This is a genomic window from Streptomyces sp. NPDC001315 (assembly GCF_042896175.1).
Taxonomy (GTDB): Bacteria; Actinomycetota; Actinomycetes; order Streptomycetales; family Streptomycetaceae; genus Streptomyces.
In genome coordinates, this window is the sequence record NZ_JBIAWZ010000003.1 from 330,616 (window position 1) to 352,165 (window position 21,550).

General features: G+C 70.2%; 23 protein-coding genes and 3 pseudogenes. 14 read left to right on the top strand and 12 right to left on the bottom strand.

The genetic code is table 11. From position 1 onward, the window contains the following. Window positions 1–44: 44 nt before the first annotated feature. A complete protein-coding gene (locus ACFY16_RS11940; RefSeq protein ID WP_390646950.1) occupies window positions 45–755 on the bottom strand; it encodes a DUF4142 domain-containing protein in 711 nt (236 codons plus the stop codon). Between the two features lie 257 nt (window positions 756–1,012). Between ACFY16_RS11940 and ACFY16_RS11945 the strand changes: the two genes are divergently transcribed. Next, window positions 1,013–1,696 (top strand): DUF6445 family protein, encoded by a 684-nt coding sequence (locus tag ACFY16_RS11945; RefSeq protein ID WP_390646951.1) that lies wholly within the window; start codon window positions 1,013–1,015, stop codon window positions 1,694–1,696. A gap of 207 nt (window positions 1,697–1,903) precedes the next feature. Beyond that, window positions 1,904–2,917, top strand: coding sequence for a M23 family metallopeptidase (locus tag ACFY16_RS11950; protein WP_390646952.1), 1,014 nt, complete (start codon window positions 1,904–1,906; stop codon window positions 2,915–2,917). 12 nt (window positions 2,918–2,929) lie between these two features. Here the strand turns inward: ACFY16_RS11950 and ACFY16_RS11955 are convergent, their stop codons facing one another. After that, window positions 2,930–3,964 (bottom strand): glycoside hydrolase family 26 protein, encoded by a 1,035-nt coding sequence (locus ACFY16_RS11955; RefSeq protein ID WP_390647251.1) that lies wholly within the window; start codon window positions 3,962–3,964, stop codon window positions 2,930–2,932. A 450-nt stretch (window positions 3,965–4,414) separates the two neighbouring features. Here ACFY16_RS11955 and ACFY16_RS11960 point away from each other — a divergent pair, with 450 nt between their 5' ends. Then, window positions 4,415–4,618, top strand: coding sequence for a cold-shock protein (locus ACFY16_RS11960; protein ID WP_351138872.1), 204 nt, complete (start codon window positions 4,415–4,417; stop codon window positions 4,616–4,618). Between the two features lie 124 nt (window positions 4,619–4,742). Here the strand turns inward: ACFY16_RS11960 and ACFY16_RS11965 are convergent, their stop codons facing one another. The 6 genes from ACFY16_RS11965 to ACFY16_RS11990 form a co-directional block, all read right to left on the bottom strand. Beyond that, on the bottom strand, window positions 4,743–5,057 hold the full coding sequence (locus tag ACFY16_RS11965; RefSeq protein WP_390646953.1) for a hypothetical protein: 315 nt from the start codon (window positions 5,055–5,057) through the stop codon (window positions 4,743–4,745). Window positions 5,058–5,127: 70 nt separating this feature from the next. After that, window positions 5,128–5,505 (bottom strand): hypothetical protein, encoded by a 378-nt coding sequence (locus ACFY16_RS11970; RefSeq protein ID WP_390646954.1) that lies wholly within the window; start codon window positions 5,503–5,505, stop codon window positions 5,128–5,130. 165 nt (window positions 5,506–5,670) lie between these two features. Continuing rightward, window positions 5,671–5,922 (bottom strand): SCO5918 family protein, encoded by a 252-nt coding sequence (locus ACFY16_RS11975; protein ID WP_390646955.1) that lies wholly within the window; start codon window positions 5,920–5,922, stop codon window positions 5,671–5,673. 95 nt (window positions 5,923–6,017) lie between these two features. After that, a complete protein-coding gene (locus ACFY16_RS11980; protein WP_390646956.1) occupies window positions 6,018–7,607 on the bottom strand; it encodes a DEAD/DEAH box helicase in 1,590 nt (529 codons plus the stop codon). 152 nt (window positions 7,608–7,759) lie between these two features. Further along, window positions 7,760–7,963 carry a cold-shock protein gene (locus tag ACFY16_RS11985; RefSeq protein WP_030379203.1) on the bottom strand — a complete coding sequence of 68 codons (204 nt, stop codon included), beginning with the start codon at window positions 7,961–7,963 and terminating at the stop codon, window positions 7,760–7,762. Window positions 7,964–8,246: 283 nt separating this feature from the next. After that, complete coding sequence (locus ACFY16_RS11990) at window positions 8,247–8,591, bottom strand: MerR family transcriptional regulator (RefSeq protein WP_390646958.1); 345 nt, start codon at window positions 8,589–8,591, stop codon at window positions 8,247–8,249. 200 nt (window positions 8,592–8,791) lie between these two features. On the opposite strand from ACFY16_RS11990, the gene ACFY16_RS11995 reads away from it, so the two are divergent. Further along, on the top strand, window positions 8,792–9,322 hold the full coding sequence (locus ACFY16_RS11995; protein ID WP_390646959.1) for a GNAT family N-acetyltransferase: 531 nt from the start codon (window positions 8,792–8,794) through the stop codon (window positions 9,320–9,322). A gap of 271 nt (window positions 9,323–9,593) precedes the next feature. Then, complete coding sequence (locus tag ACFY16_RS12000; protein WP_053661143.1) at window positions 9,594–9,797, top strand: cold-shock protein; 204 nt, start codon at window positions 9,594–9,596, stop codon at window positions 9,795–9,797. Between the two features lie 245 nt (window positions 9,798–10,042). Here ACFY16_RS12000 and ACFY16_RS12005 read toward each other — a convergent pair whose 3' ends face one another. Then, on the bottom strand, window positions 10,043–10,381 hold the full coding sequence (locus ACFY16_RS12005) for a MerR family transcriptional regulator (RefSeq protein ID WP_390646960.1): 339 nt from the start codon (window positions 10,379–10,381) through the stop codon (window positions 10,043–10,045). Window positions 10,382–10,839: 458 nt separating this feature from the next. On the opposite strand from ACFY16_RS12005, the gene ACFY16_RS12010 reads away from it, so the two are divergent. After that, complete coding sequence (locus ACFY16_RS12010) at window positions 10,840–11,196, top strand: PRC-barrel domain-containing protein (protein ID WP_390646961.1); 357 nt, start codon at window positions 10,840–10,842, stop codon at window positions 11,194–11,196. Window positions 11,197–11,254: 58 nt separating this feature from the next. Next, on the top strand, window positions 11,255–11,428 hold the full coding sequence (locus tag ACFY16_RS12015; RefSeq protein WP_390646962.1) for a hypothetical protein: 174 nt from the start codon (window positions 11,255–11,257) through the stop codon (window positions 11,426–11,428). A gap of 24 nt (window positions 11,429–11,452) precedes the next feature. Here ACFY16_RS12015 and ACFY16_RS12020 read toward each other — a convergent pair whose 3' ends face one another. Beyond that, window positions 11,453–13,030, bottom strand: coding sequence for a carbohydrate-binding protein (locus ACFY16_RS12020; RefSeq protein WP_390646963.1), 1,578 nt, complete (start codon window positions 13,028–13,030; stop codon window positions 11,453–11,455). 172 nt (window positions 13,031–13,202) lie between these two features. Then, entirely contained in the window at window positions 13,203–14,606 is a 1,404-nt protein-coding gene (locus tag ACFY16_RS12025; RefSeq protein ID WP_390646964.1) for a hypothetical protein, read from the bottom strand. A gap of 92 nt (window positions 14,607–14,698) precedes the next feature. Between ACFY16_RS12025 and ACFY16_RS12030 the strand changes: the two are divergent. From ACFY16_RS12030 to ACFY16_RS12045, 4 genes and pseudogenes are all read left to right on the top strand, one after another. Beyond that, window positions 14,699–14,911: pseudogene (locus ACFY16_RS12030) on the top strand (hypothetical protein); the annotation flags it as partial. Continuing rightward, a pseudogene (locus ACFY16_RS12035) lies at window positions 14,902–15,105 on the top strand (hypothetical protein); the annotation flags it as partial. The pseudogenes ACFY16_RS12030 and ACFY16_RS12035, both read left to right, overlap by 10 nt. Window positions 15,106–15,364: 259 nt before the next feature. Then, entirely contained in the window at window positions 15,365–17,575 is a 2,211-nt protein-coding gene (locus tag ACFY16_RS12040; RefSeq protein ID WP_390646965.1) for an MMPL family transporter, read from the top strand. Between the two features lie 114 nt (window positions 17,576–17,689). After that, window positions 17,690–19,030: a sensor histidine kinase gene (locus tag ACFY16_RS12045; protein ID WP_390646966.1), complete on the top strand. Its 1,341-nt coding sequence runs from the start codon at window positions 17,690–17,692 to the stop codon at window positions 19,028–19,030. Window positions 19,031–19,141: 111 nt separating this feature from the next. Here ACFY16_RS12045 and ACFY16_RS12050 read toward each other — a convergent pair whose 3' ends face one another. Then, a complete protein-coding gene (locus tag ACFY16_RS12050) occupies window positions 19,142–19,756 on the bottom strand; it encodes a TetR/AcrR family transcriptional regulator (RefSeq protein ID WP_390646967.1) in 615 nt (204 codons plus the stop codon). Between the two features lie 77 nt (window positions 19,757–19,833). Between ACFY16_RS12050 and ACFY16_RS12055 the strand changes: the two genes are divergently transcribed. The 3 genes and pseudogenes from ACFY16_RS12055 (at window position 19,834) to ACFY16_RS12065 (ending at window position 21,464) form a co-directional block, all read left to right on the top strand. Then, the gene (locus ACFY16_RS12055) at window positions 19,834–20,439 is read left to right on the top strand and encodes a peroxiredoxin-like family protein (protein WP_390646968.1); all 606 of its coding nucleotides are present in this window, start codon (window positions 19,834–19,836) and stop codon (window positions 20,437–20,439) included. Window positions 20,440–20,577: 138 nt separating this feature from the next. After that, window positions 20,578–20,868, top strand: a pseudogene (locus ACFY16_RS12060) (RNA polymerase sigma factor); the annotation flags it as partial. A gap of 134 nt (window positions 20,869–21,002) precedes the next feature. Further along, complete coding sequence (locus ACFY16_RS12065; RefSeq protein ID WP_390646969.1) at window positions 21,003–21,464, top strand: hypothetical protein; 462 nt, start codon at window positions 21,003–21,005, stop codon at window positions 21,462–21,464. Window positions 21,465–21,550 lie beyond the last annotated feature (86 nt).

Consider the following 21,550-nt stretch of genomic DNA (forward strand, 5'->3'; position numbering starts at 1 on the left):
AGTTCCTGGTCCAGGAGTTCCGGAGTCCTGGAGTCCTGGAGGGCTCACCCTCCCGTCGGAAGCGCGATCGGGCTGGAGGTGGCGTTCGGCGGCGGGGTGAGCACCACCTCCGGCTGGCCCGCGGCCGGGGGTGGTGGGGTCAGGTCCGACGAGGGCAGCTTCGGCGGGGTGGTCTGCTGGAAGAGTGCCTGGTCGAAGTCGACCAGACCGGTCTTCTCCATCACCGTGATGTGGTCCAGGACGGTGTCGTTGGCCTGGTCGGCGAGCGCCCGCACCAGGGTGTTCTTGGTGGTGGAGCGGATCTTGGCGACCGTGTTGAAGATCGAGCCGTGCGTGATGCGCAGGATGTTGGCGAAGTCGCTGTCGAACTGCTTGCCGGTGTCCGCGTTCAGCTGGTTGACGAAGCCCTGCTGCTGAGGACTCGCCACGTTGGGGAGCGCGATGTTCAGCATGGGGGCGATCTTCCGGCAGGTGGTGTCCAGTGCCGCGTGCCCGTCGATCAGGTGCTGACTCGCCGTGAGGACACCCTTCGACTGGCCCTTCTGCAGCCCGATCTGACCGACCGGGTACTCCCACAGGCCGGCCGCCCGCACCTTCACCACGAAGTCCCGGTCCGCCTCCGTCAGCGGTCCCCACTGGGTCTGGGCGATGACGCGCGAGGACGAGCTCGACACGGTGCTGAGGCCCAGCATCGAGGGGTATGCCAGTGCGGCGAGTGTCAGGCTCAGGGCACCGCCCACGAAGATGGTTCCCATCGCGTTCCGCGAAAAGCGCACCGTGTCTCCTGCCCGGTCGGGGATACCGCCCACCGGCAGGGCGGGAGCGGGTCGGACGCACTGGAGTACGGACGCGGGGGTGGATCCAACCTCTAGATTTGGCAAAGAAAAGGCAAAGGAGCCGTCGCAACGACCCGCCGGGCAGCCGTGGTTGACGAAACGTTGACCGGCTCGCGGCGGAGTCCAGACCAGTTCACGGGAGAGTCCTGGCGAAGCCCGGACCTACATTCGGCCCCATGCCCCCACAGCCCCGACGCGTCCCCACCGCGCTCCCCGTCCTCCCCTACCGCAAGCCCACCAAGGGCCGCGACTACTGGGTCCTGGACGATGTCCTGCCGGACGTCGACGCCGTACGCGAGCGCTGTCTCGCCAAGGACGACTGGGTCAAGGGCTACCCGTACACCTCGGAGACCTGGCCCGGGCTGCGCACCATGCCGGGGCTGGAGCCGGGTGAACTCGCCCGCGTCGAGCGGCTGGTGAAGAAGGCGACCAGGGCCGGGGAGCTGTGGGTGCAGAGGGCGCCCGGCGGGGGCACCCTCAACCACAACTGCGTACAGGTGGTGGGGGAGGGCGAAAGCACGCCCAGGCCGCACACCGACTCGCGCGCCCTGTGCCGGTACGCCGCCGTGCTCTACCTCAATCCCGGCGTCCCCAAGGACTGCGGGACCAGCTTCTACCGGCAGTCACTGCCGGGCGGCCGCCTCGGCGGCAACGTCGTCCAGGCCCCGCACAACAACCTCGTCGAGGCGCTGGGAACGCGGTTCGTCGCGCCCGACGCCTTCGAGGAGGACGTACAGGTGCCGCACAAGTACAACCGCCTCCTCCTCTACAACGCCAACCTCGTGCACAGCGCGACCGGTTACTCCGGTACGACGCTGGAGGAGAAGCGGATGACGGCCGTCTTCTTCTGGATGGCGTGAACGGCCGGTTCGTCACGGGTGCCGGTCTCAGTACCGCAGCGCCCGCCGGACTCCGTCTTCACCTCGCCGGACAGCTTGTGCGTGCTGCGCGCGGTGGCCGGGCCGTCCGTCCGGTCCACACCGGGGAGTGGGCCGTTCGGGCGGAACCTGGGGCGGGTGGACAGCCGCCTCGCGGGGTCGGGGTGCCAAGCGTCCGACGATCTGACCATGCGACGAGACCGACCCCGACGACTCCTGCGCCGTGGCGGCGTGGCCCTGGCCGCGCTGCTGGTCGCGCTCCTGCTGTTCGCCCCGCCCGCCGAGGGCCACGTGTCCGGCCTCGACGATGCCCGCCTGGGGCCTGCCGACGCCGGCCGGCTCCTCGACCCGTTCGACCGGCTGCTCCGTACCGCCGCCCGGCAGACCGCGGCCTACGAAAAGGTCCGCCGGCGTGCCGAACTGCTGCGGGGCGAGGTGTCCCGCCTGCGCACGAAGACGAAGGACGCGGAAGCGCGGGCTCGGGCGCGTGCGCGTGCACGCGCGCTGGCGCTCGCGCCGGCGCTGCCACGGGGGACGGGGGCGGGTGCCGGTCCGACCATCCTCCCGCCCGGCGCCCTGTCCACTGCCCTGGCCACCGGCCCGGCCACCACCTCGGACCTGCGAACCCTCCGCGCCGCCCTCGGCCGGGCGGTCACCGAGCTGCGCGTGGCCGAGCGCCGTCGGATCGCTATTCGCAGGAAGCTGTGGCGGGCGCTGGCGTCGGCCGAGCCCGGTACGGCGGGGCCCACGCCCGGCTGCGCGCTGGGCGAGCGGAGCGGGAAGCCCCGTCGCGTCACGTCCCGCTGGCGGACGCCGACCATCGACTACTGGCTGTCCGCCGGGTACGCAGCCGAAGGGGCCCACTGGCGGCACCGCCACACCGGCCAGGACTTCGCCGTCCCCACGGGCACCCCGGTGTACGCCGTCGGCCCCGGCACCGTCTCCGTCGTCACCTGCGGGGACGCTTTCGGCAACCAGGTCGTGATCCGGCACCGCGACGAGTACTTCACCCAGTACGCGCACCTGTCCCGCATCGACGTACGCCCCGGCCAGAAGCTGGCCGCGGGCCAGCGCGTCGGAGTCTCCGGCGCCACCGGCAACGTCACCGGCCCGCACCTGCACTTCGAGGTGCGCGTCACCCCGTACCTGGGGTCGGAGGTGCCACCGCTGCCGTGGCTGCGACGGCACGGCGTACACATGTGACGCCCGGTGGCATCACCGCGGCCCGCCCTTCGCTCCCATCAGCGAGCGGTAGACGGCGGACGCCCCGGGATTACCGGGGCACCGCCACACACCGTGCGGGCAGTAGTCGCTGATGGACTGGTACAGCGGCCGCTGCCGGTCGAACCAGTCGAGCATGCCGCGCATGTACGCGGGGTTGTCGCCGTTGCGGTACAGCCCCCACTCGGGGTACGAGACGGGCTTGCCGTGCGCCCGCGCGAACCGCACCTGGTCGCGCAGGCCGTACGGCTCCGCCACCTGCTCGGCGAAGGACATCCCGCGGGGCTGGTCGTAGGCGTCCATGCCGATGACGTCGACGACGTCGTCGCCCGGGTAGCAGCGGGTCCAGGGGACGGCGTCCAGGCCGCGGCTGGGCGCGAAGTCGAAGCGGAACCGCTGCCCGGGCACGGACCGCATCGCGGTGACGATGTTCCTCCAGTACCGCTGCCACGCCTGCGGGTCGGGCCCGCAGCGGTGGCTGTAGGTGATGCCGTTCATCTCCCAGCCGAGCACGACGACCGTGTCCGGCACGCCGAGCCGGACCAGCCGCTCGGCCAGGACGCGGAAGTGTCCGTCGTAGCGGCCCTCCGCGCCGAGCCGGAGCTCGGCGCGGACCGTCGGGTCGGGCAGGGCTGCCTCGGTGCGCTCCAGCATCGGCACGTTGAGCACGAACAGGCGGTCCGGGCGCGCCCGGCGCCAGTTCGCCCAGAGCTCCAGGTAGCCGGGTGCGCCCTCGATGTTGCTCCACCGGTCGCCCGGCAGATACACGTGCCCGACTCGCGGTGCCGACGCCTGCCCGAGCCAGGCCGCGAGCCCCGCGACCCGGCGTACGGCGTCGGAGCCGTAGCCGACGTACGCGCCGAAAGCGGGCGGCGGCCCGGCGGGCGCCCGCGCGGCCGGGGTGCGGGACGGCTCCCCGGCGGACGTCGCCGCGCGCGTCGTGTGGGACGCCGCCGCGCCCGGGGCGTGGGACGCTTCCCCGCTCGGTGTGCACGCCGACCCCGCCAGCACGCCGAGCGTGGCCAGCATCGCGAGGAGGCCGAGCACCGGCCGGCGGCACATCCCGTCCAAGGCCACGAGGGCGCCTTCCTGCCAAGGGGTTCATGAGGACGGGGAAATGATGTCCCACCCTCGGCCGCCCCCGGCCGTCGCCGGGCCGCTCCCGCGACCGACCTCCCCCGAACCGGTGAAGCCGCCGGCCCGTGTCACGGAAATTGAATCCCGTACTGAACGAGCGAATTCAGCGTTCGGCGTCCCACGCCGACAGAAGTCCGTACACCGGGCTCGGATGGTGGTTCCGTGCTACGGTCGAAGGGAGTTGCAGTCTTGGTTCCCAACGCATTTCGAGCACCACTGCCGGTCCGGTTCGGCGGCGTGTCTCTGAATTTTCCGGTCTCTCCCGGACGGGGCAATCATCACGGCGACGTGGAGGTATCACACGGTGTGACACCTCCGGTACGGCCCTGAAGGAGAATGTGTATGGCTACCGGAACCGTGAAGTGGTTCAACTCGGAAAAGGGTTTCGGGTTCATTGAGCAGGACGGCGGCGGTCCGGACGTCTTCGCCCACTACTCGAACATCGCCAGCCAGGGCTTCCGTGAGCTTCAGGAAGGCCAGAAGGTGGAGTTCGACATTACGCAGGGTCAGAAGGGCCCGCAGGCGGAGAACATCCGTCCCGCCTGACGCGGAGCACGAAACAGACTGAAGACAACGGCCCGGAAAGCGGAGACGCTTTCCGGGCCGTTGTCTTTTCTGGCGATGTCGATGTGGAAGTCGCCCGCCGTCGATACCGATGCCGCCCGTGCCGTCAGCCGGGCTCGTCGGTGTGCGCGCGCCGGGCCTGGGAACGGCTGGTGAGCAGCCACGGCGACTCGACGGGCGGCTTTCCGGCGGCGTGCCCGGTGTCCACCGTCAGATGGAGCAGCGTGCCGCGCCCGTCCTCACCCGTGGGATAGCTGCGCGGCTCGTCGCAGCGGAAGTTCAGGCGCAGGAGCTGAGCGACCAGCTGCGCCGTGTCGGGATGCTCGGCGACGATACGGACCTCGGCGAGCCCGCTCATGAGATCTTCGGGAACGTCCTGGGTGTCGTCGTTGCCGCAGATGCGGCAGGGCCACCAGCGCATGGCTTCACCTCTCCTCCACGGTACTCCCGCGAGGGCCGACCACCGCCTCTCCTTCCGGCCCGCCGGCCGGCTACTGATCCGAGTAGCCCATGTCCCCGATGGTCCAGGCGCTCACGTCCTGCAGCGCCACGCGGTACATGCCGCCCGTGTCGGGGATGCCGAAGCTGCCCTGGAGGATGCGCGCGACGTGGAAGTGGAGGTGGGTGGGCCGGTCACCGCGCCGCGGCTGCTCGCCGCCCGCGTCGGACGGGGTGAACGCGGCGGCGAAGTGCGCGAGCTGCTCGGAGTCCCGCAGAACCTCCGCCACGCGCTCCTTCCACAGGGCCTCGGGGGCCAGCCGGCCCGTGATGACGGCACCCGGGACCACCACCGTGAGGGACATGTGACTGCTGTGCTCCGACTCCACCATGGCGGCGATGCCGACAAGCAGATCATCAGGGTGTGACATGGGTGAGGAGCCTAGTCCAACGCGGCGGCACCAAGGGGACGAAACGGCCGGGACGGACTGATGGGGATGAAACGGCGGAGGGGGGAGGGTAGAACGACGGGACGAAACGACGGGCCGGCCGGTCCGGGAGTACCGGAGCGGCCGGCCCGAGGTGACCGGTGGGTCTCAGCCCAGCTGTACGGCCGCCGAGTGGCAGGTGAAGCCGAGCCGGACGAGCGCCTTCTCCACCTCGGCCGCGGTGAAGTCACGGCGGTCCTGCCGGGTGATCACTTCCCCGACCTGCTTGACGGGGTAGACGCGGTCGCCGATGGTCACGGACACCACTCCCGAGACAGGTTCGGGCTGGACGCCCTGCATCGACTGCTCAACTTCGCTTTTGACCAGGTCGAACGGGAATCGGGCGATGACGCAGCGCATGATGCCTCCGCTGGTTTGAGGGGGAACGCCGGAACGGACTGATCTACCGAGGGTCGTGCCGAGGTCGTGCCGAGGTCGTACGGAGGCCGGTCGGGTCAGCGACCGCTGCCCTGGGCGGAGGAGCGACCGCCGCCCTGCGCGGAGGGGCGACCGCTCCCTTGGGCCGAGGAGCGACCGCTTCCCTGGGCGGAGGAGTGACCGCTGCCCTGGGCGGAGGAGCGGCGGCGGGCCTGGCCCGGACGGCCGCGTCCGCGGCTGCCTCGGCTTCCGGACCCGCTTCCGTTTCCGCTGCGGCGCGCGGAGGACCCCGCGCCCTGGGGGCGTTCGACGACCGGGGGTGCGAGGGTGACGGGCACGCCCGAGGGGGCCTGGGCGCCGGTGATGCGGCTCAGTTCGGCCTCGCCCGAGCGGACCTTGGTGGTCTGCGGGGTGATCCCCGCGTCCGCCATCAGGCGGGTCATCGCACGGCGCTGGTGCGGCAGGACAAGGCTGACCACGGTGCCGGACTCGCCCGCGCGGGCGGTACGGCCGCCGCGGTGCAGGTAGTCCTTGTGGTCGCTGGGCGGGTCGACGTTGACGACGAGGTCGAGGTTGTCGACGTGGATGCCGCGGGCCGCGACGTTGGTGGCCACCAGGACCGTCACATGGCCGTCCTTGAACTGGGCCAGGGTGCGGGTGCGCTGGGGCTGGGACTTGCCTCCGTGCAGGGCCGCGGCGCGGACACCGACGGCCAGCAGCTTCTTGGCCAGCCGGTCCGCCGCGTGCTTGGTGTCCAGGAACATGATCACTCGTCCGTCGCGGGCGGCGATCTCCATGGTGGTGGCGTGCTTGTCGGCTTCCTCCACGTGCAGCACATGGTGCTCCATCGTGGTGACGGCGCCCGCGGACGGGTCGACCGAGTGGACCACCGGGTCGTCCAGGTAGCGGCGTACCAGGAGGTCGACGTTGCGGTCCAGGGTGGCCGAGAACAGCATTCGCTGGCCCCCGGGGCGTACCTGGTCGAGCAGGGCGGTCACCTGCGGCATGAAGCCCATGTCGGCCATCTGGTCGGCCTCGTCGAGGACGGTGATGGCGACCTGGTTCAGGCTGCAGTCGCCCCGGTCGATGAGGTCCTTGAGCCGGCCGGGCGTCGCGACGACGACCTCGGCGCCGCCGCGCAGGGCGCTCGCCTGTCGGCCGATGGACATGCCGCCGACCACCGTGGCGAGCCGCAGGCGCAGCGCCTTGGCGTACGGGGTGAGCGCGTCGGTGACCTGCTGGGCCAGTTCCCGGGTGGGCACCAGGACCAGGGCCAGCGGCTGGCGGGATTCGGCCCGCTGTCCGTCGGTGCGGGCCAGCAGGGCGAGGCCGAAGGCGAGCGTCTTGCCCGAGCCCGTGCGGCCGCGGCCCAGGACGTCCCGGCCGGCCAGGGAGTTCGGCAGCGTCGCCGCCTGGATCGGGAACGGCGTGGTCACGCCTTCGGCGCCGAGCGCGGTCAGGAGACGTCCGGGCATCTCGAGATCGGCGAACGCCTCGACCGCCGGCAGTGCCGGGGTGCGGGTGACCGGGAGTGCGAACTCCGCGGGGCGCGCGGTGGAAGTGGGGGTACGGCCTCCGTGATTGTTCCGCCCGGTGGATTTGGCCGACCGGGAAGAACCGCTACGGGAGCGGGTGGGGGCGTATTTCTTGCGAGCTGTGCGGTCCATTCAGAACCCTTCCTCGATGCGGCACGTATCGAGGAATTCCTGTCGTCGGCGCCGAGCCGTACGAGGATTCGCAAGAATGAGCCGTAGAAAATGCAATGAGCTGGGGCCCGCACCCAAAAGTGCGGGCCCCAGCCACGTAGTACGCGTCAGCGTCAGGCGGGAACGATGTTCTCGGCCTGGGGGCCCTTCTGGCCCTGCGTGACGTCGAAAGTAACCTTCTGGCCCTCCTGAAGCTCACGGAAGCCGGAGGTGGCGATGTTCGAGTAGTGGGCGAACACGTCAGCGCCGCCACCGTCCTGCTCGATGAAGCCAAAACCCTTTTCCGAGTTGAACCACTTCACGGTGCCAGATGCCATATTGAATCTCCCTTGGGGCATTGCCCGGAGTCCGCACCTTGCAGACCCGGAGTCGCAACGATGGCAAACAAAAAGAGTGCTCGTCGACGGAAGGTCGGGAGAGCACTCGAAGTCTCTGGTAACCAAAACTGCAACTGCTATCACGTTAGCACAGGTCGAGGCACACTGCCCATGTTTTTTTCCCTTTGTCATCCGTCGGGGCGGCGAACCTCGCGAAGCCCTGCCCGTATTTCTACAGTCGCCGGTATAGATATCTGCGGGCTTCGGCCGGCCTCGGCGGGCTTCAGCGGGCTTCGTCCGTGGTGGGACCGTCGGCCTGTCGGCGCATCGCCTCGTTCAGTCGGAGAGCTTCGTCGAGCTGGTCCTCGAGGATGACGATGCGGCAGGCGGCCTCGATGGGCGTGCCCTGGTCGACGAGCTCGCGGGCGCGGGCGGCGATGCGCAGCTGGTAGCGGGAGTAGCGGCGGTGGCCGCCTTCGGAGCGGAGCGGGGTGATCAGCTTGGCCTCGCCGAGCGCCCGCAGGAAGGCGGGTGTGGTGCCGAGGACGGCGGCGGCACGCCCCATGGTGTACGCGGGGTAGCTGTCGTCGTCGAGGTTGTCGATGCCGGGGGAGTTCTCGGCGGGCATAGCACCTTCGTCGCTGGAAACCTACCGCCACTGAGATCCAAAGCCTACTGCCGCCACAGCAGAGTATCCACTTACCGCCTTCACGCACCGGCTTCACTCACCGCCTTCAGGCTCCTCGCCGAACGCGCCGCGGATCTCCTCCTCGCCCGCGTTCGATCGACCTTGTTGATCGGCTGTGGCGTGTGGGATAGCAATGGCAGGTGATACGTGGCGAGAAGGTCGGGTTGCGGACTCGGCGAGACGATGATGTCCCGGTGTTCCAGGCGGAGTTGTACGAGGACGTGGTGATGCGCTCACGCTCCGACTCCCTTCCCTGGCGGCCCCTCCCGCCGGACGCGGCGGAGTCTCCCTCCGCGGCGGCTGCGCCGTCGGACGCGAAGGCGTACTTCTCGGTGGTGGAGCTCGAGTCGCAGAAGCTGGCCGGCGAGGCCCTGCTGTGGGGCATCGACACGCACAGCAGGAAGGCCCACCTCGGGATATCACTGCTCCCCGGGTTCCGGGGGCGCGGGCTGGCGGGCGACGTGGTCCGGGTGCTCTGCGAGTACGGCTTCGCGGTACGGGGCCTGCACCGGCTGCAGGTCGAGACCCTCGCCGACAACACCCAGATGATCGCGGCGGCGACCAGGGCCGGCTTCACCGCCGAGGGCACCCTGCGGCGCTCCGCCTGGGTGTACGGGGCGTTCGTCGACGTGGTCGTCCTCGGTCTCCTCGCGGAGGAATGGGCTCGGTAGGGCGCCTGCCCGGGAGGCTCCGCCCCGCGCAGATGTATATCTGTGTCCGCGGAAATAGATATTCGGACAATTTCCGGTGAGGGTTCCTGCCCGGTGGGGTATGTTGCGTCGATATCTCTCCGTGGTCGACTTGCGTCGTGCTACGGTTGAGCGCAGTTGCAGTTGTGGTTCCCAAAAAAGTGGCCGGTTCTTCCGGGCGGGGCAATCATCACAGCGGCGTGGGGTTCGCACAGTGCGGGCCTCCGGGTACCGTCCCGTAAGGAGAATTGACATGGCTACTGGCACCGTGAAGTGGTTCAACGCGGAAAAGGGCTTCGGCTTCATCGAGCAGGACGGCGGCGGCGCCGACGTCTTCGCCCACTACTCGAACATCGCCACCTCCGGCTTCCGTGAGCTGCAGGAAGGCCAGAAGGTGAGCTTCGACGTCACGCAGGGCCAGAAGGGCCCGCAGGCCGAGAACATCGTTCCCGCCTGACGCGTACACGTACTTCCCGGCTCGGGCCCGCACCGTCAGGTGCGGGCCCGAGCCGTTTCCTTTTCCAGGTGCTCCAGATTTCCAGCTCATCGGATGCGCCGGCTTCGGCTGTATCCGCTGTTCGGGTCGCTCTCGTGGTTCCCCGTGCGGCTCATTACAGCCGGAAATTCCTTGATGCTGATGCGTGCCGTATCGAGGCAGATTCTTCATGAACTGTTCAACTCGAAGCGTGCGCGCGCCGCGCGTCAGCGGTCGGTCTCCGTCCGTGCTTCGGCCGCTGCTCGCCGGTACTCGGCGTTGAGGCGCTGGGCTTCCTCGAGCTGGTCTTCGAGGATGACGATGCGGCAGGCGGCCTCGATGGGCGTGCCCTGGTCGACGAGCTCGCGGGCGCGGGCGGCGATGCGTAGCTGGTAGCGGGAGTAGCGGCGGTGGCCGCCCTCCGAGCGCAGCGGCGTGATCAGGCGGGCTTCGCCGATCGCGCGGAGGAAATTGGGTGTGGTGCCGAGAAGCTCGGCGGCTCGGCCCATGGTGTAGGCGGGGTAGTCGTCGTCGTCGAGTCGACCGTATGAGCTCTCTGCTGTCATTTCACCTCTTTGGGGCACGCGTGGAGGGGCCCTGGCGCCTGTGGCACCAGAGCCCCGAAGGAAATACAACACCATCTGCCAACCGTCAGTGCGGCTGGCTCTCTGTATCCGCAGACCTACCCGGGAGAGGGCTCGGCTGCGGGAATCGTGGATGCGTGACCGGGGACCACCTTCCAATCCGGGGTCTTACGGTGCCCGGAGAGCTGCCTGAGCGCCCGGGCCATCCTGATGGCGTACGGATCCTCCGATCCTCACTTGACCTTGCCGATGAGAGAAACGCTAACCAGGCGACCGCCCAATGTCTACCCTGGCAAGCATAGATTTCAGTGTCTGTGTGGCGCAGGTATGTGTGCGCGGCCCTTCGTGCGGCGCCTTCGGCCGCTCCGAAAGTCGTATGAAATCCGACATTGGGGGCAGGATGGAAGGGCACCCCGCACCCCTGCGTTGGGAGGTCAGTGATGTTCGAGGCGGGCGACATCCGTGAGTGGCGCGGGCACGACGTGGTCGATGAGAAGGGCCGCAAGATGGGCACCCTGGAGTCGGTCTACGTGGACACCGCGACCGACGAGGCCTTGTTTGCGACAGTCACCATGGGCCTGCCCACCCGGCGCCGTCTGGTCTTCGTCCCGCTCGTCGGCGCGACCGTCGGCCCGGGCTATCTGAAGGTCATCCATCCCAGGAACCTGGTCAAGAAGGCTCCCTCGATCGACACCGACGGCGTGCTGGCCGCCGAAGCCGAGCCGGCCGTCTTCGCGCACTACGGACTGGACTACGTGCCCGGTGCCGGCGGCGAGCGACGCCTCGCCCGCCGCTGACACGGGGAACCACAAGGAGAAGGCCACAAGGAGAAACGGAGAGAGGAGGACGGATGAGATGAGCCTGTTCCTGCTCCTGATCATTGTGGCGATCGTTCTGGGAATCATCGGGGTCGCCGCCCACGGCCTCTTCTACCTTCTGATCATCGGCGTCGTCGTCCTGGTCGCCGACCTCGTCTACGGGGCGACGCGGCTTCGCCGGAGAGGCAAGCGCCACCGTCTCCTCCGCTGACGTCAGGGCCGTCGGCGGCGTCGGTCACGGCGTTGCCCGACTGCCGCCGAAGGTCACGACGAGCTGGCCGTCCGAGGCGAAGGACCAGCCCAGGGCGCCGGCGTACGAGGAGCACCGGGACCCGTTCGTGCCGGACCAGAACTGGTTCGAGCTGTCGGCGTCACCGACGGTCTTGTCGTTCGACCCGCTGACGCCGAACCGGCACGAGGTGTTGTTCCGGAACACCGAAGTGCCGGCGTCCCAGGAGAAGTTGCGCTCGGCGTTGTTGATGCTGGCGTTGTTCGAAATGGTCATCGAGCCGGGGTTGCTGTTGTAGGTGAACCCGTGATGGCCGTTGCCGTAGGCGATGCTGTGCTGGACGACGTGGTTGACCGCGATGTCGTCGCCGCCGAGCTTGTAGCCGTTGCGGTCGCCGCTTGCGTTCACGGTGCCGTCGCTGAGGGTGCCGTTGGCGTAGGAGAGGGAGTACTCGACGGTCACGGGGCCGATGGCACCCGTGTCGGTCTTGGTGTAGAGGTCCCAGCCGTCGTCGATGTTGTTGTGGGACACGGCGTAACGGAAGACGTTCCCGGTACCGGTGGTGAGCTTCGCGGCGAAGCCGTCCGCGTCCTCGCCGTCGGAGTCGGCGTTGTCGTGCGACTCGGCGCTCAGGATGAGGTTGTTGGACGGCCACTGGCTGCTCGGGGTGCTGGAGGCGATCCGCCCGAGCTGAAGCCCTGTGTCCCGGTTGTAGCGCGTCACCGTGCGCTCGATGACGTTGTTGCTGCCGCCGACGTAGATCCCGTTGTCACCGGCGCGCTCGACGACGAGGCCGTAGACGTGCCAGTACGAGGCGTTCAGCTGGAGCCCGCGGTTCGAGGAACTCTCGCTCTGGGCCGAGAAGTTCAGCACCGGGGTCTCGCCCGGATAGGCGGACAGGGTGGTGCGGGCGCCGGCGGTGCCGTCGGTGCCGGCCGGGACGGTGACCGTCGACGAGTAGGCGTACGTCCCGCCACGCAGGTAGATCGTGCCGCCGGCGGTGATGCGGCTGATCGCCGAGGTGAGCGTCGTCGGGGCCGACACCGTTCCGGCCGCGCTGTCGGTGCCGTTCGGGGCCACGTACAGCGCCGTGCCCGACGGGGGCGTGGTGGTGGAGCTGTCCTGGACGTCGAGGTGGTCGACATTGGGCAGGCCGGCCGCGGTGGTGGGGTTCAACCGGATGGTGTTGCTGCCCGCCGTCAGCGGCACCGAGAGCGTCTTCGTGACCCACGTCCCCCACGTGGCGGTGGTCTCGAACGACGCGGACGTGGCCGCCGAGCCGTTCACGGTGATGTCCGCGGGGCGTGCGGTGGTGGTTCCGTTGGCGAAGCGGACGTTCAGCGTCGCCGTGCCCGCGGTGGCGGCGTTCACGGTGAACTGCGCGTAGGCGCCGACCGCGTTGGTGCCGTTGCAGAACCCGCTGCCGGAGTAGCCGGTCCAGTCGGAGTCGATGGTGCCGGTGCAGACCGCCGGGGAGCTCTCGGCCTCATAACGGGTGGTCGCGGCCTGCGCCGTGGTGCCGGACAGCGCGACGAGCGCGCCGGCCACGAGGCCGGCGGACGCGATGACTGATCTCAGGTGCATCGTTCGTCTCCAGGTTCGGTTCGTTGGTTCGTATGACCAAGGTTCGGTCCGGAGATGGAAAGCGCTTTCCCGGGACGCTAGGCTCTTGCTATGGACGCGTCAATAGACGCGTACGTGATTCATATTCACGAATATGAACGACGGCATGAGGGTTGCCGGTGGACTCCGGCCCTCACCAGCCCGTCAGCAGCAGGTGGTTGAGGAGCAGGGCGAGGGCGGCCTGTGCGGTGAGCCAGGCGCGGGGGCGGGTGAGGAGAGCGCACGCCGGCAGCATCCACAGCGCGAACGGGAGCCAGATGCGTTCCGTCTCCGCCTTGCTCATTCCGGACAGGTCGGCGACGAGCAGGGCGAGCACGGCGGACAGCACGAGCACGGCGAGGCGGGCCTCGTCGGCGGCGGGGAGGCCCGATACGGGCTTGGTGCCACGAGTGCGGACGAGTGTGACGCAGGCCCGGTTCAGTCCCGCCGCCGTCGCGAGGCCGGTGAGGAGAACGGCGCACGCGAGGTTCGCCCACACCCAGTAGCCGTAGGGGCGAATGCCGCCGACTCCTTCGTGGTAGCGCTTGATCAGTAGGTGGTACGCCTCCCACCAGTCGAAGCCGGCGAGGGTGAACAGGGCCGGGACGACGGCGAGTCCGGCGAGCAGGAAGGGGAGCGCCCGGGCCAGCGATCCGACCCCGGGCCGGCCCCGGTCGCGCGCCGTCACCACCACACCCGCCGCGATCAGCGCGAACAGCGTGAGTCCGTAGGAGAGGTAGCAGGTCAGGCCGAACAGCAGGCCCGAGCCGAACGCCGTGGCCCGCGCCCGGTGTCCCGTCGCCGCGAGCGCGAGCAGTGCCACGGCCCAGGCGGCGACCGCCGTGAAGTAGCCGTCGGCCGAGACGCCCACCCACACCGCGGCCGGCGCCAGCACCAGGAACGGTGCGGCCCGCCGGGCGAGGGCCTCTCGGGCCAGTACCCGTACCGTCACCAGCACGGCCACGCACGCCGTGGTGCCGACGGCGATGCACCAGGCCCCGGCCCAGCCCCCGCCGCCCAGGCCGATCCGGTCGAGCAGCACGAAGGTCAGGGTCGCGCCGGGCGGGTGTCCGGCCACGTGCGCGGGCCAGGGGTCGGGGGAGCCGCTCAGGATGTGGCCGTCGAAGCCGCGCAGGGCGCCCGGGATGTCGTGGAAGCGGTCGATGACCCGCAGATACTCGTTACGGGTGGTGAGGCGGCCCGCGACGCCCCGCTGCCAGCCGTCGACCAGTGCGAGCGACCATGTCCAGGCCAGCGCCGTACCCCAGGCCGTGGCGAGCAGCGCCCGCCACGGCAGCCGGACGGCCAGGACCGGCCCGTACGCCACCACGGCGACCGCCACGGCCACGGCGGCCGGGGTGCCCGGTCCGACGTGCGGGTCCCACTCCGCGAAGAGCGGCGGCCAGTGGACGAACAGCGTGTGGTGGGCGTGCTCGATGTGGCGGCCGACCAGCACGGCCGCCAGGACGAGCAGGGCGGCGGCCAGTGCCGCGGTCAGCGCGGCTGCCAGTACGGCGGTCAGTGCGGCGCCGAGGTCTCGAAGACGAGCGTGGATCACGCCGGGAACGCTAGGCCGAAAGGCGGCGGACCACGTCACACCCAGCCGGGACGTCAGCGTTTCGTCATGCGTCGCGCACCCTTCCGGCGGCCCTCGCCGCGTTCGTCGGGTACGACGATCCGCCCGACCTGCTCATGGAGTCCCTCCAGCGGCACGGCGCCTTCCGCCGGGCCGCCCTGCGTGCCAGCCAGGTGCGTGACCCGCGCTCGCTCCTCGCCCTGTACGCCAACGGCGAGGACCTGACCCCCGACCACGGCTACATCCTGCCCGCGGCCCCCGGAGGGTCCCTCGGCTCGTGGTCGGCAGTCCGCTGCAACTGCTGCTGCTCGTCTGCTCGTTCGCCCTCGCCGGGTACGCGGGCGTACGGCTGCTCGCGGGTGACTGGTTCCGGGTGGCGCTGTGGTTCGTCGGCGTGGCGCTGATCCACGATCTGGTGCTGCTGCCCCTGTACTCGGCGGCTCGGCGCTGCTGCTGGGGCTGCGGCCGCGCAGGGCGGCGAAGGAACGGCCGCCGGCGGTCCACCGACCTCGGGCGCCGCCGTGGGCGCCCGCCGGCCGGGAGAGACGCGTTCCGGCACCGAGGGCCGGGCCTCGGCCCCGTGCGGACGCATGGGCTCGTCATCCCTGCGGTTGACCTGCCGGCCGCTCGTACTGCGTTCTCAGTAGCGCGGATTGTCGGTAGCCGCACGACGACAGGACACCCCGGTCCCGGACAGCCTTGGCAGGACGATCGACACCCAGATGTGGAGACCTCCTGTCGTGGCAACTTTCCTGTATCGAGTGGGCCGTCTGGCCTTCCGGCGGCGCTGGTACGTCGCCCTGGTCTGGGCGGCCGTACTGGCCGCCGTCGGGCTGGGCGCGATGAAGGCCCCGGGAGCCGTCGACGAGGAGTTCTCGATGCCGGGCATCGAGTCGCAGAAGGCTTTCGACCTGCTGGAACAGCGCTTCCCCGGGGCCAGCGCCGACGGTGCGACCGCTCGGGTCGTCTTCGTCGCGCCGAGCGGTCAGAAGGTCACCGCCACCGAGAACAAGACGGCTGTCGAGGAGGCCGTGACCGAGCTGGCCGACGGCTCGCACGTGGCGGGCGCGGTCGACCCGTTCCAGGCGAAGGCGGTCAGCGCGGACGGCACGACGGCGTACACGACCGTCACCTACAAGGTCGCGGCCAGCGACCTCACCGACGCCGACAAGACCCACCTGGAGCAGGTCCTCGACGAGGCCCGCGACTCGGGGCTGACCGTCGAGGTCGGCGGGAACGCGCTGGACGACGGGCGCGGGGCGGGCGGAGTCGCCGAGGTGATCGGCATCGCGATAGCCGCGGTCGTGCTGCTGATCACCTTCGGTTCCCTGGCCGCGGCCGGGCTGCCGCTGCTGACGGCCGTCATCGGCGTCGGCGTGAGCATGGCCGCGATCACGGCCCTGAGCAGCGCTCTCGGACTGTCCACGACGACCGGCACCCTGGCGATGATGCTGGGCCTCGCGGTCGGCATCGACTACGCGCTGTTCGTCGTCTCCCGCTACCGCGAGGAGCGCGCCAACGGCCGTACGCCCCAGGAGGCGGCGGGGCTGGCGGTCGGCACCGCCGGGTCGGCGGTGGTCTTCGCGGGCCTCACCGTCGTCATCGCGCTGGCCGGACTCACGGTGGTCGGCATCCCGATGCTCACCAAGATGGGCCTGGCCGCCGCGGGCGCCGTCGTCATCGCCGTACTCATCGCACTGACGCTGGTCCCGGCGCTCCTCGGCTTCTGGCCGAACGCCGTGCTGCCGCGGCGGGCCCGCACGAAGGGCCGTGGCAAGGACGCCACCGAGAACAACGGCGGCACCCGCTGGGCGCGGTTCGTGCTGCGCCGCCCGCTGCCCGTGCTGCTCCTCGGCGTGGTGGGTCTCGGGGCGCTGGCGCTGCCCGTGACGGACCTGCAGCTGGGCATGCCCGGCGACGAGGCCAAGCCGACCTCCACCACCGAGCGCCGGGCCTACGACGCGCTCGCCGAGGGCTTCGGTGCCGGCTTCAACGGGCCCCTGACCGTCGTCGTGGACGCCCGGGGCGCCGACGACCCGAAGGGCGCCGCGGAGTCGGTCTCGAAGGAGATCGGTGCCACGAAGGGGGTCGTGTCCGTCTCCCCGGCGCGGTTCAACGAGGCCGGTGACACCGCGGTCTTCTCGGTCGTGCCCGCCACCGCGCCGACCGACGAGAAGACCAAGGACCTGGTGACGACGATCCGGGACGAGCGTCCCGGCGTCGAGGCCACGACCGGAGCGTCCTACGAGGTCACCGGCACCACCGCCCTGAACATCGACATCTCCGACAAGGTGCAGGGCGCGCTGGTCCCGTATCTCGTGGTCGTGGTCGGCCTGGCGATCGTGCTGCTGCTGGTGGTCTTCCGGTCGCTGCTCGTCCCGCTCAAGGCGGCGCTCGGCTTCCTGCTGTCGGTGCTGGCGTCCCTCGGCGTGGTCGTCGTGGTCTTCCAGCAGGGCCACGGCGCCGGAATCTTCGGCGTGGAACAGACCGGGCCCGTCATGAGCCTGATGCCGATCTTCCAGGTGGGCATCGTCTTCGGCCTGGCCATGGACTACGAGGTCTTCCTCGTCTCCCGGATGCGGGAGGCGTACGTCCACGGGGAGCGGCCCGGCCAGGCGGTCGTCTCCGGGTTCCGGCACAGTGCCCGGGTGGTCGTGGCCGCCGCAATGATCATGATCGCGGTCTTCGCGGGATTCATCGGCGAGAGCGAATCCATGATCAAGATGATCGGGTTCGGACTCGCCTCCGCCGTCCTGTTCGACGCCTTCGTCGTACGGATGGCGATCGTGCCGGCCGTGCTCGCCCTGCTCGGCGACAAGGCCTGGTGGCTGCCGAAGTGGCTGGACCGGCTGCTGCCCCACGTGGATGTGGAGGGCGAGGCGCTCAGCCGCCGTCCCGAGCCGGACCCGGATCCGGCCGACACGGCCGACCTGGAAGCGGCGCGCGCCTGAGCCGACCGCCCACCCCCCACCAGGGCCGCCCGTGTCGAAGGACACGGGCGGCCCGTGCGCCGTTCGCAGCCGAAGCCGTCCACGATGGATGCAGCCCACCGACCGGAGAGCCCGATGAGCACGGACATGGAGCGCTACACGGACCGCTTCGAGCAGTACGCGGACCGCCGCCCCCTCGTCTTCGACGTGGCGGTGGCCCTGGCGCTGATGGGCTGCGCGACCCTCGGCGGCTCGCTCACCCTGCCCGGCGCCGAGCTGCCCGACACGAGGACCGCCACCCTCCTCATGGGCGTCTCCTGCCTGGTCCTGCTGAAGCACCGTAGCCACCCGCGCACCGCCCTCACCGTGACAGCGCTCTGCACCGTGGGCGCGGTCGCGATGGGATACCTGGTCACCCCCCTGCTGCTCGCGCCCGTCATGGCGGCCCTCTACTGGCTGGCCACGCTCACCGACCGGAAGACCACACGCGTCTACGGCATCACCACCATGGTCGCGGTGATGATCGCGGCGGCGTGCTCCGACACCATGGGCCACCTCTCGGTGCTGCTCAGGACGATCGGCCCGTTCTTCTGGCTGCTGCTGCCCCTCGCCGCCGGCAACATGACCCGGCTGCGGCGCGCCTATCTGAAGGCGGTGCAGGCCCGCGCCGAACACGCCGAGCGCACCCGTGAGGAGGAGGCGCGGCTGCGCGTCACCGAGGAGCGCATGCGCATCGCCCGCGAGCTGCACGACGTGGTCGCCCACCATCTGGCCCTCGCCAACGCCCAGGCGGGCACCGCCGCACACCTCGCGCTCACCAGACCGCAGCAGACCAAGCAGATCCTCACCGACCTGACCGGCACCACGTCCTCCGCGCTGCGCGAACTCAAGGCCACGCTGGGACTGCTACGGCAGAACGACGACCCGGACTCCCCGTCCCTGGAACCGGCCCCCGGCCTCGCCCGCCTGCCCGAGCTGGTCTCGACGTGCGCGTCCGCGGGACTCACCGTGACGGTCACCACGGAAGGGGCTCCGCAGCCGCTCTCCCCCGGAGTGGACCTGACCGCCTTCCGGATCGTGCAGGAGGCGCTCACCAACGTCACCAAGCACGCCGCCGCCCAGAACGCGTACGTCCGGTTCGTGTACGCCGACGCCCGCCTGGTGATCACGGTCAGCAACGACGGCCCGGCCGCGATCCCCACCCCCGCTCCCGCTCCCGAGTCCGCGCCGAACCGGGGCTTCGGTGTCCTGGGCATGCGCGAACGCGCCCACTCCTTCGGCGGTGAGCTGCGTGCGGGCCCCCGCCCCGAAGGCGGCTTCGAGGTCACCACCGAGCTGCCGCTCCAGCCCGACGCCGGAGAGAAGTCCGCGGCGTCCGCAACATCCGTAGCATCCGCGGAATCCGCAGCGGTCAACTCCGGCGACGACATGACGGCGGTCGGCGAGGCCTCGGACGGTGCGCGCGCGATGAACTGACCCGCGCCCACCAACCGGGACAGGTTCCTCGAACCTCTCCGCCGACCGCTCGGCAAGAGAAGCGGCGGAGATCAACCGCCGGCCACCGGCTTCATGCGCCGACCACCGGCCTCATGCGCCGAGGCCGTCGAGCAGCAGGGCGAGCCCTCCCAGGAACTCCTGGTCGGCGCCGACGTTCCGGGCCTGCCGCGCGGTCTCGGTCATGAGCGGGAACTCGACGGGCGGCAGTTGGGTGATGGCCACCGTGCCCGAACCGGACAGGGCCCCCAGGTGTTCCAACTGGATCGCTCCGATGACGTAACTGAGCAGGCCGCGCAGCGCGACGACCCGCCGCTCGCCCTCGATGCCCGCCTCGGTGAGGACGGCGAGCACGGTCTCCGACCAGCGCAGCACTCCAAGGGAGTGGTGTCGATGAGTGATGGTGAGGGGGACGACCGCGGGATGGGCGCCCACGGTGTCGCGCAGGCGCCGCGCCAGGACCTCGATCCGCTCGCGCCATGACGTTCCGGGACCCGGCGGCTCGGTGTCCACGGCGCTCAGTACGAGTTCGACGACAAGCCTTTCGAGCTCCTCGCGATCATGCACGTAGCGGTAGAGCCCCATGGTGCTCATACCGAGCTCCTGGGCGACGGCGCGCATCGACAGTCCGGCGAGCCCGGCGCGGTCGATGACGGCGAGGGCGGCCGAGGCCGGCTGATCCTGGGTGAGTGAACGGGGGCGCGGCATGACGGTTGACAGCGTACGGCATACGCCTAACTCTGGTAGGAGTATCCCGTACGCCTACGGAGGGGAACCCCATGCGCATGTCCCGCAGTCCGGTGGAGCCCGGTTCCACCGTGAAAGAGCGAAGTCTTACCGCTGTCTCGGGCGGCCAGGTCGCCGTTCCCGCCCCTGACCGGCTGATCCACCTCCAGTTCCGGCGGTTCGCCGGCTGCCCGGTCTGCAATCTGCACCTGCGGTCCGTGGTGCGGCGGCACCAGGAGATCGAGGCCGCCGGGGTATGCGAGGTCGTGGTCTTCCACTCACCCGCCGAGGAACTGCTGCGCCACACCGCCGACCTCCCGTTCGCCGTCATCGCCGACCCCGCGAGGCGGCTGTACACGGAGTTCGGTGTGGAACGGTCGTTCCGGGCCCTGCTCCGTCCGCGCGCCTGGGTACCGATCGTCCGGGCGGTCCTGAGCGGCTTACGGGAGGTCGCCCGCGGGCGGGAGCACCTGCCCTCGACCAGCCCGAACGGCGGTCGGCTCGGCCTTCCCGCCGACTTCCTCATCGCACCCGACGGCCGCGTCCTCGCCGCCAAGTACGGCGAGCATGTCTACGACCAGTGGTCGGTCGACGAACTGCTGGAACTGGCAGCCCGCACATCGCGTACGCCCCGTACGAACCGCACGGATCCCATGGCTCGGTGAGGAAGGCTCACACAGACGAGGAAGTGATCGACCGTGCGGCGGACGCCGTACGTTACGAGCGGACTGGGGCGACGACTACGAGCCCGCGGAGCGTGTCGCGGTGCAGGGGCTGGTCGGCTCGCCCGGCTGGATCGCCTTCTGTCGGTGGCCGACCACGCCGACGAGGTGGCCGACCGGGTCGACGACCGGCGGCGGCTCGCAACGGCGCTCACCGCGCTGGCCGCGCTGCGCAGACCGGAGCGCGAGGTCATCACGCTCTGTCCGGGGGAGGGCCTGGACTACGAGGCCGCGGCCGAAGCGCTCGGGATCCCGGTCGGAACGGTGGCCTCCCGCCTCTCCCGGGCCCGCAAGTGCGCCCTGCCTTCATGCGGACGCCGGGTCGGAACCGGCGGAGAATACCCCCGGCAACGCACCAGCCCCACGCCGTGAACTCCGTGCGGCCTTCGCGGCGTCTGCGACTGGGACGCTGCCGCGATGGCGACGCCGGTTGCAGTCGCGGTGCCGCCGGATTGCGGTGATCCTGTCAGGAGAGCGTGGCTGGCCTCGCACGGCAGTGTGCGTCGGTGACCGCGCTGTACAGGAAGGCTGCGGCCATGACAGCGATGCCGAACAGGACACAGCGAGGGCACGGGGGGCCCGGCAGCGGCGAAATGATCGACGGCGCGTCCATGTTCGCTGGAGCCATGCTGATGCTCAGTGGGCCGCTCAGCATTCTCATGGGCGCATCCGGCATCGCACAGGACACCTTGTTCGCCGCCTCCCGGTACGCCTACCGGTTCGACCTGACCGCTTGGGGCTGGATTCACCTTGTGGTGGGAGTGGTGCTCGTCATCGCCGGCCTGGGAGTTCTGACGGACCGGAGCTGGGGTCGCGGGGCCGGCGCAGCGGCGGCGGGGATCAGCCTGATCACCCAGTTCATGTTCGTTCCGTACTACCCGGCGTGGTCCATCCTCGTGATGACAATCGACGTCCTGATCATGTTTGCGCTGACGAGGTTCCATATCGAGACCAGCGGCGGTCGGTGAACCCGGCCGGGACGTCCGGCGACCTCGTCACTCGTTCGGGTCCGCACGGTGACGCACATGAGGGTGCCCGAGTGCGGGGCTGCCGG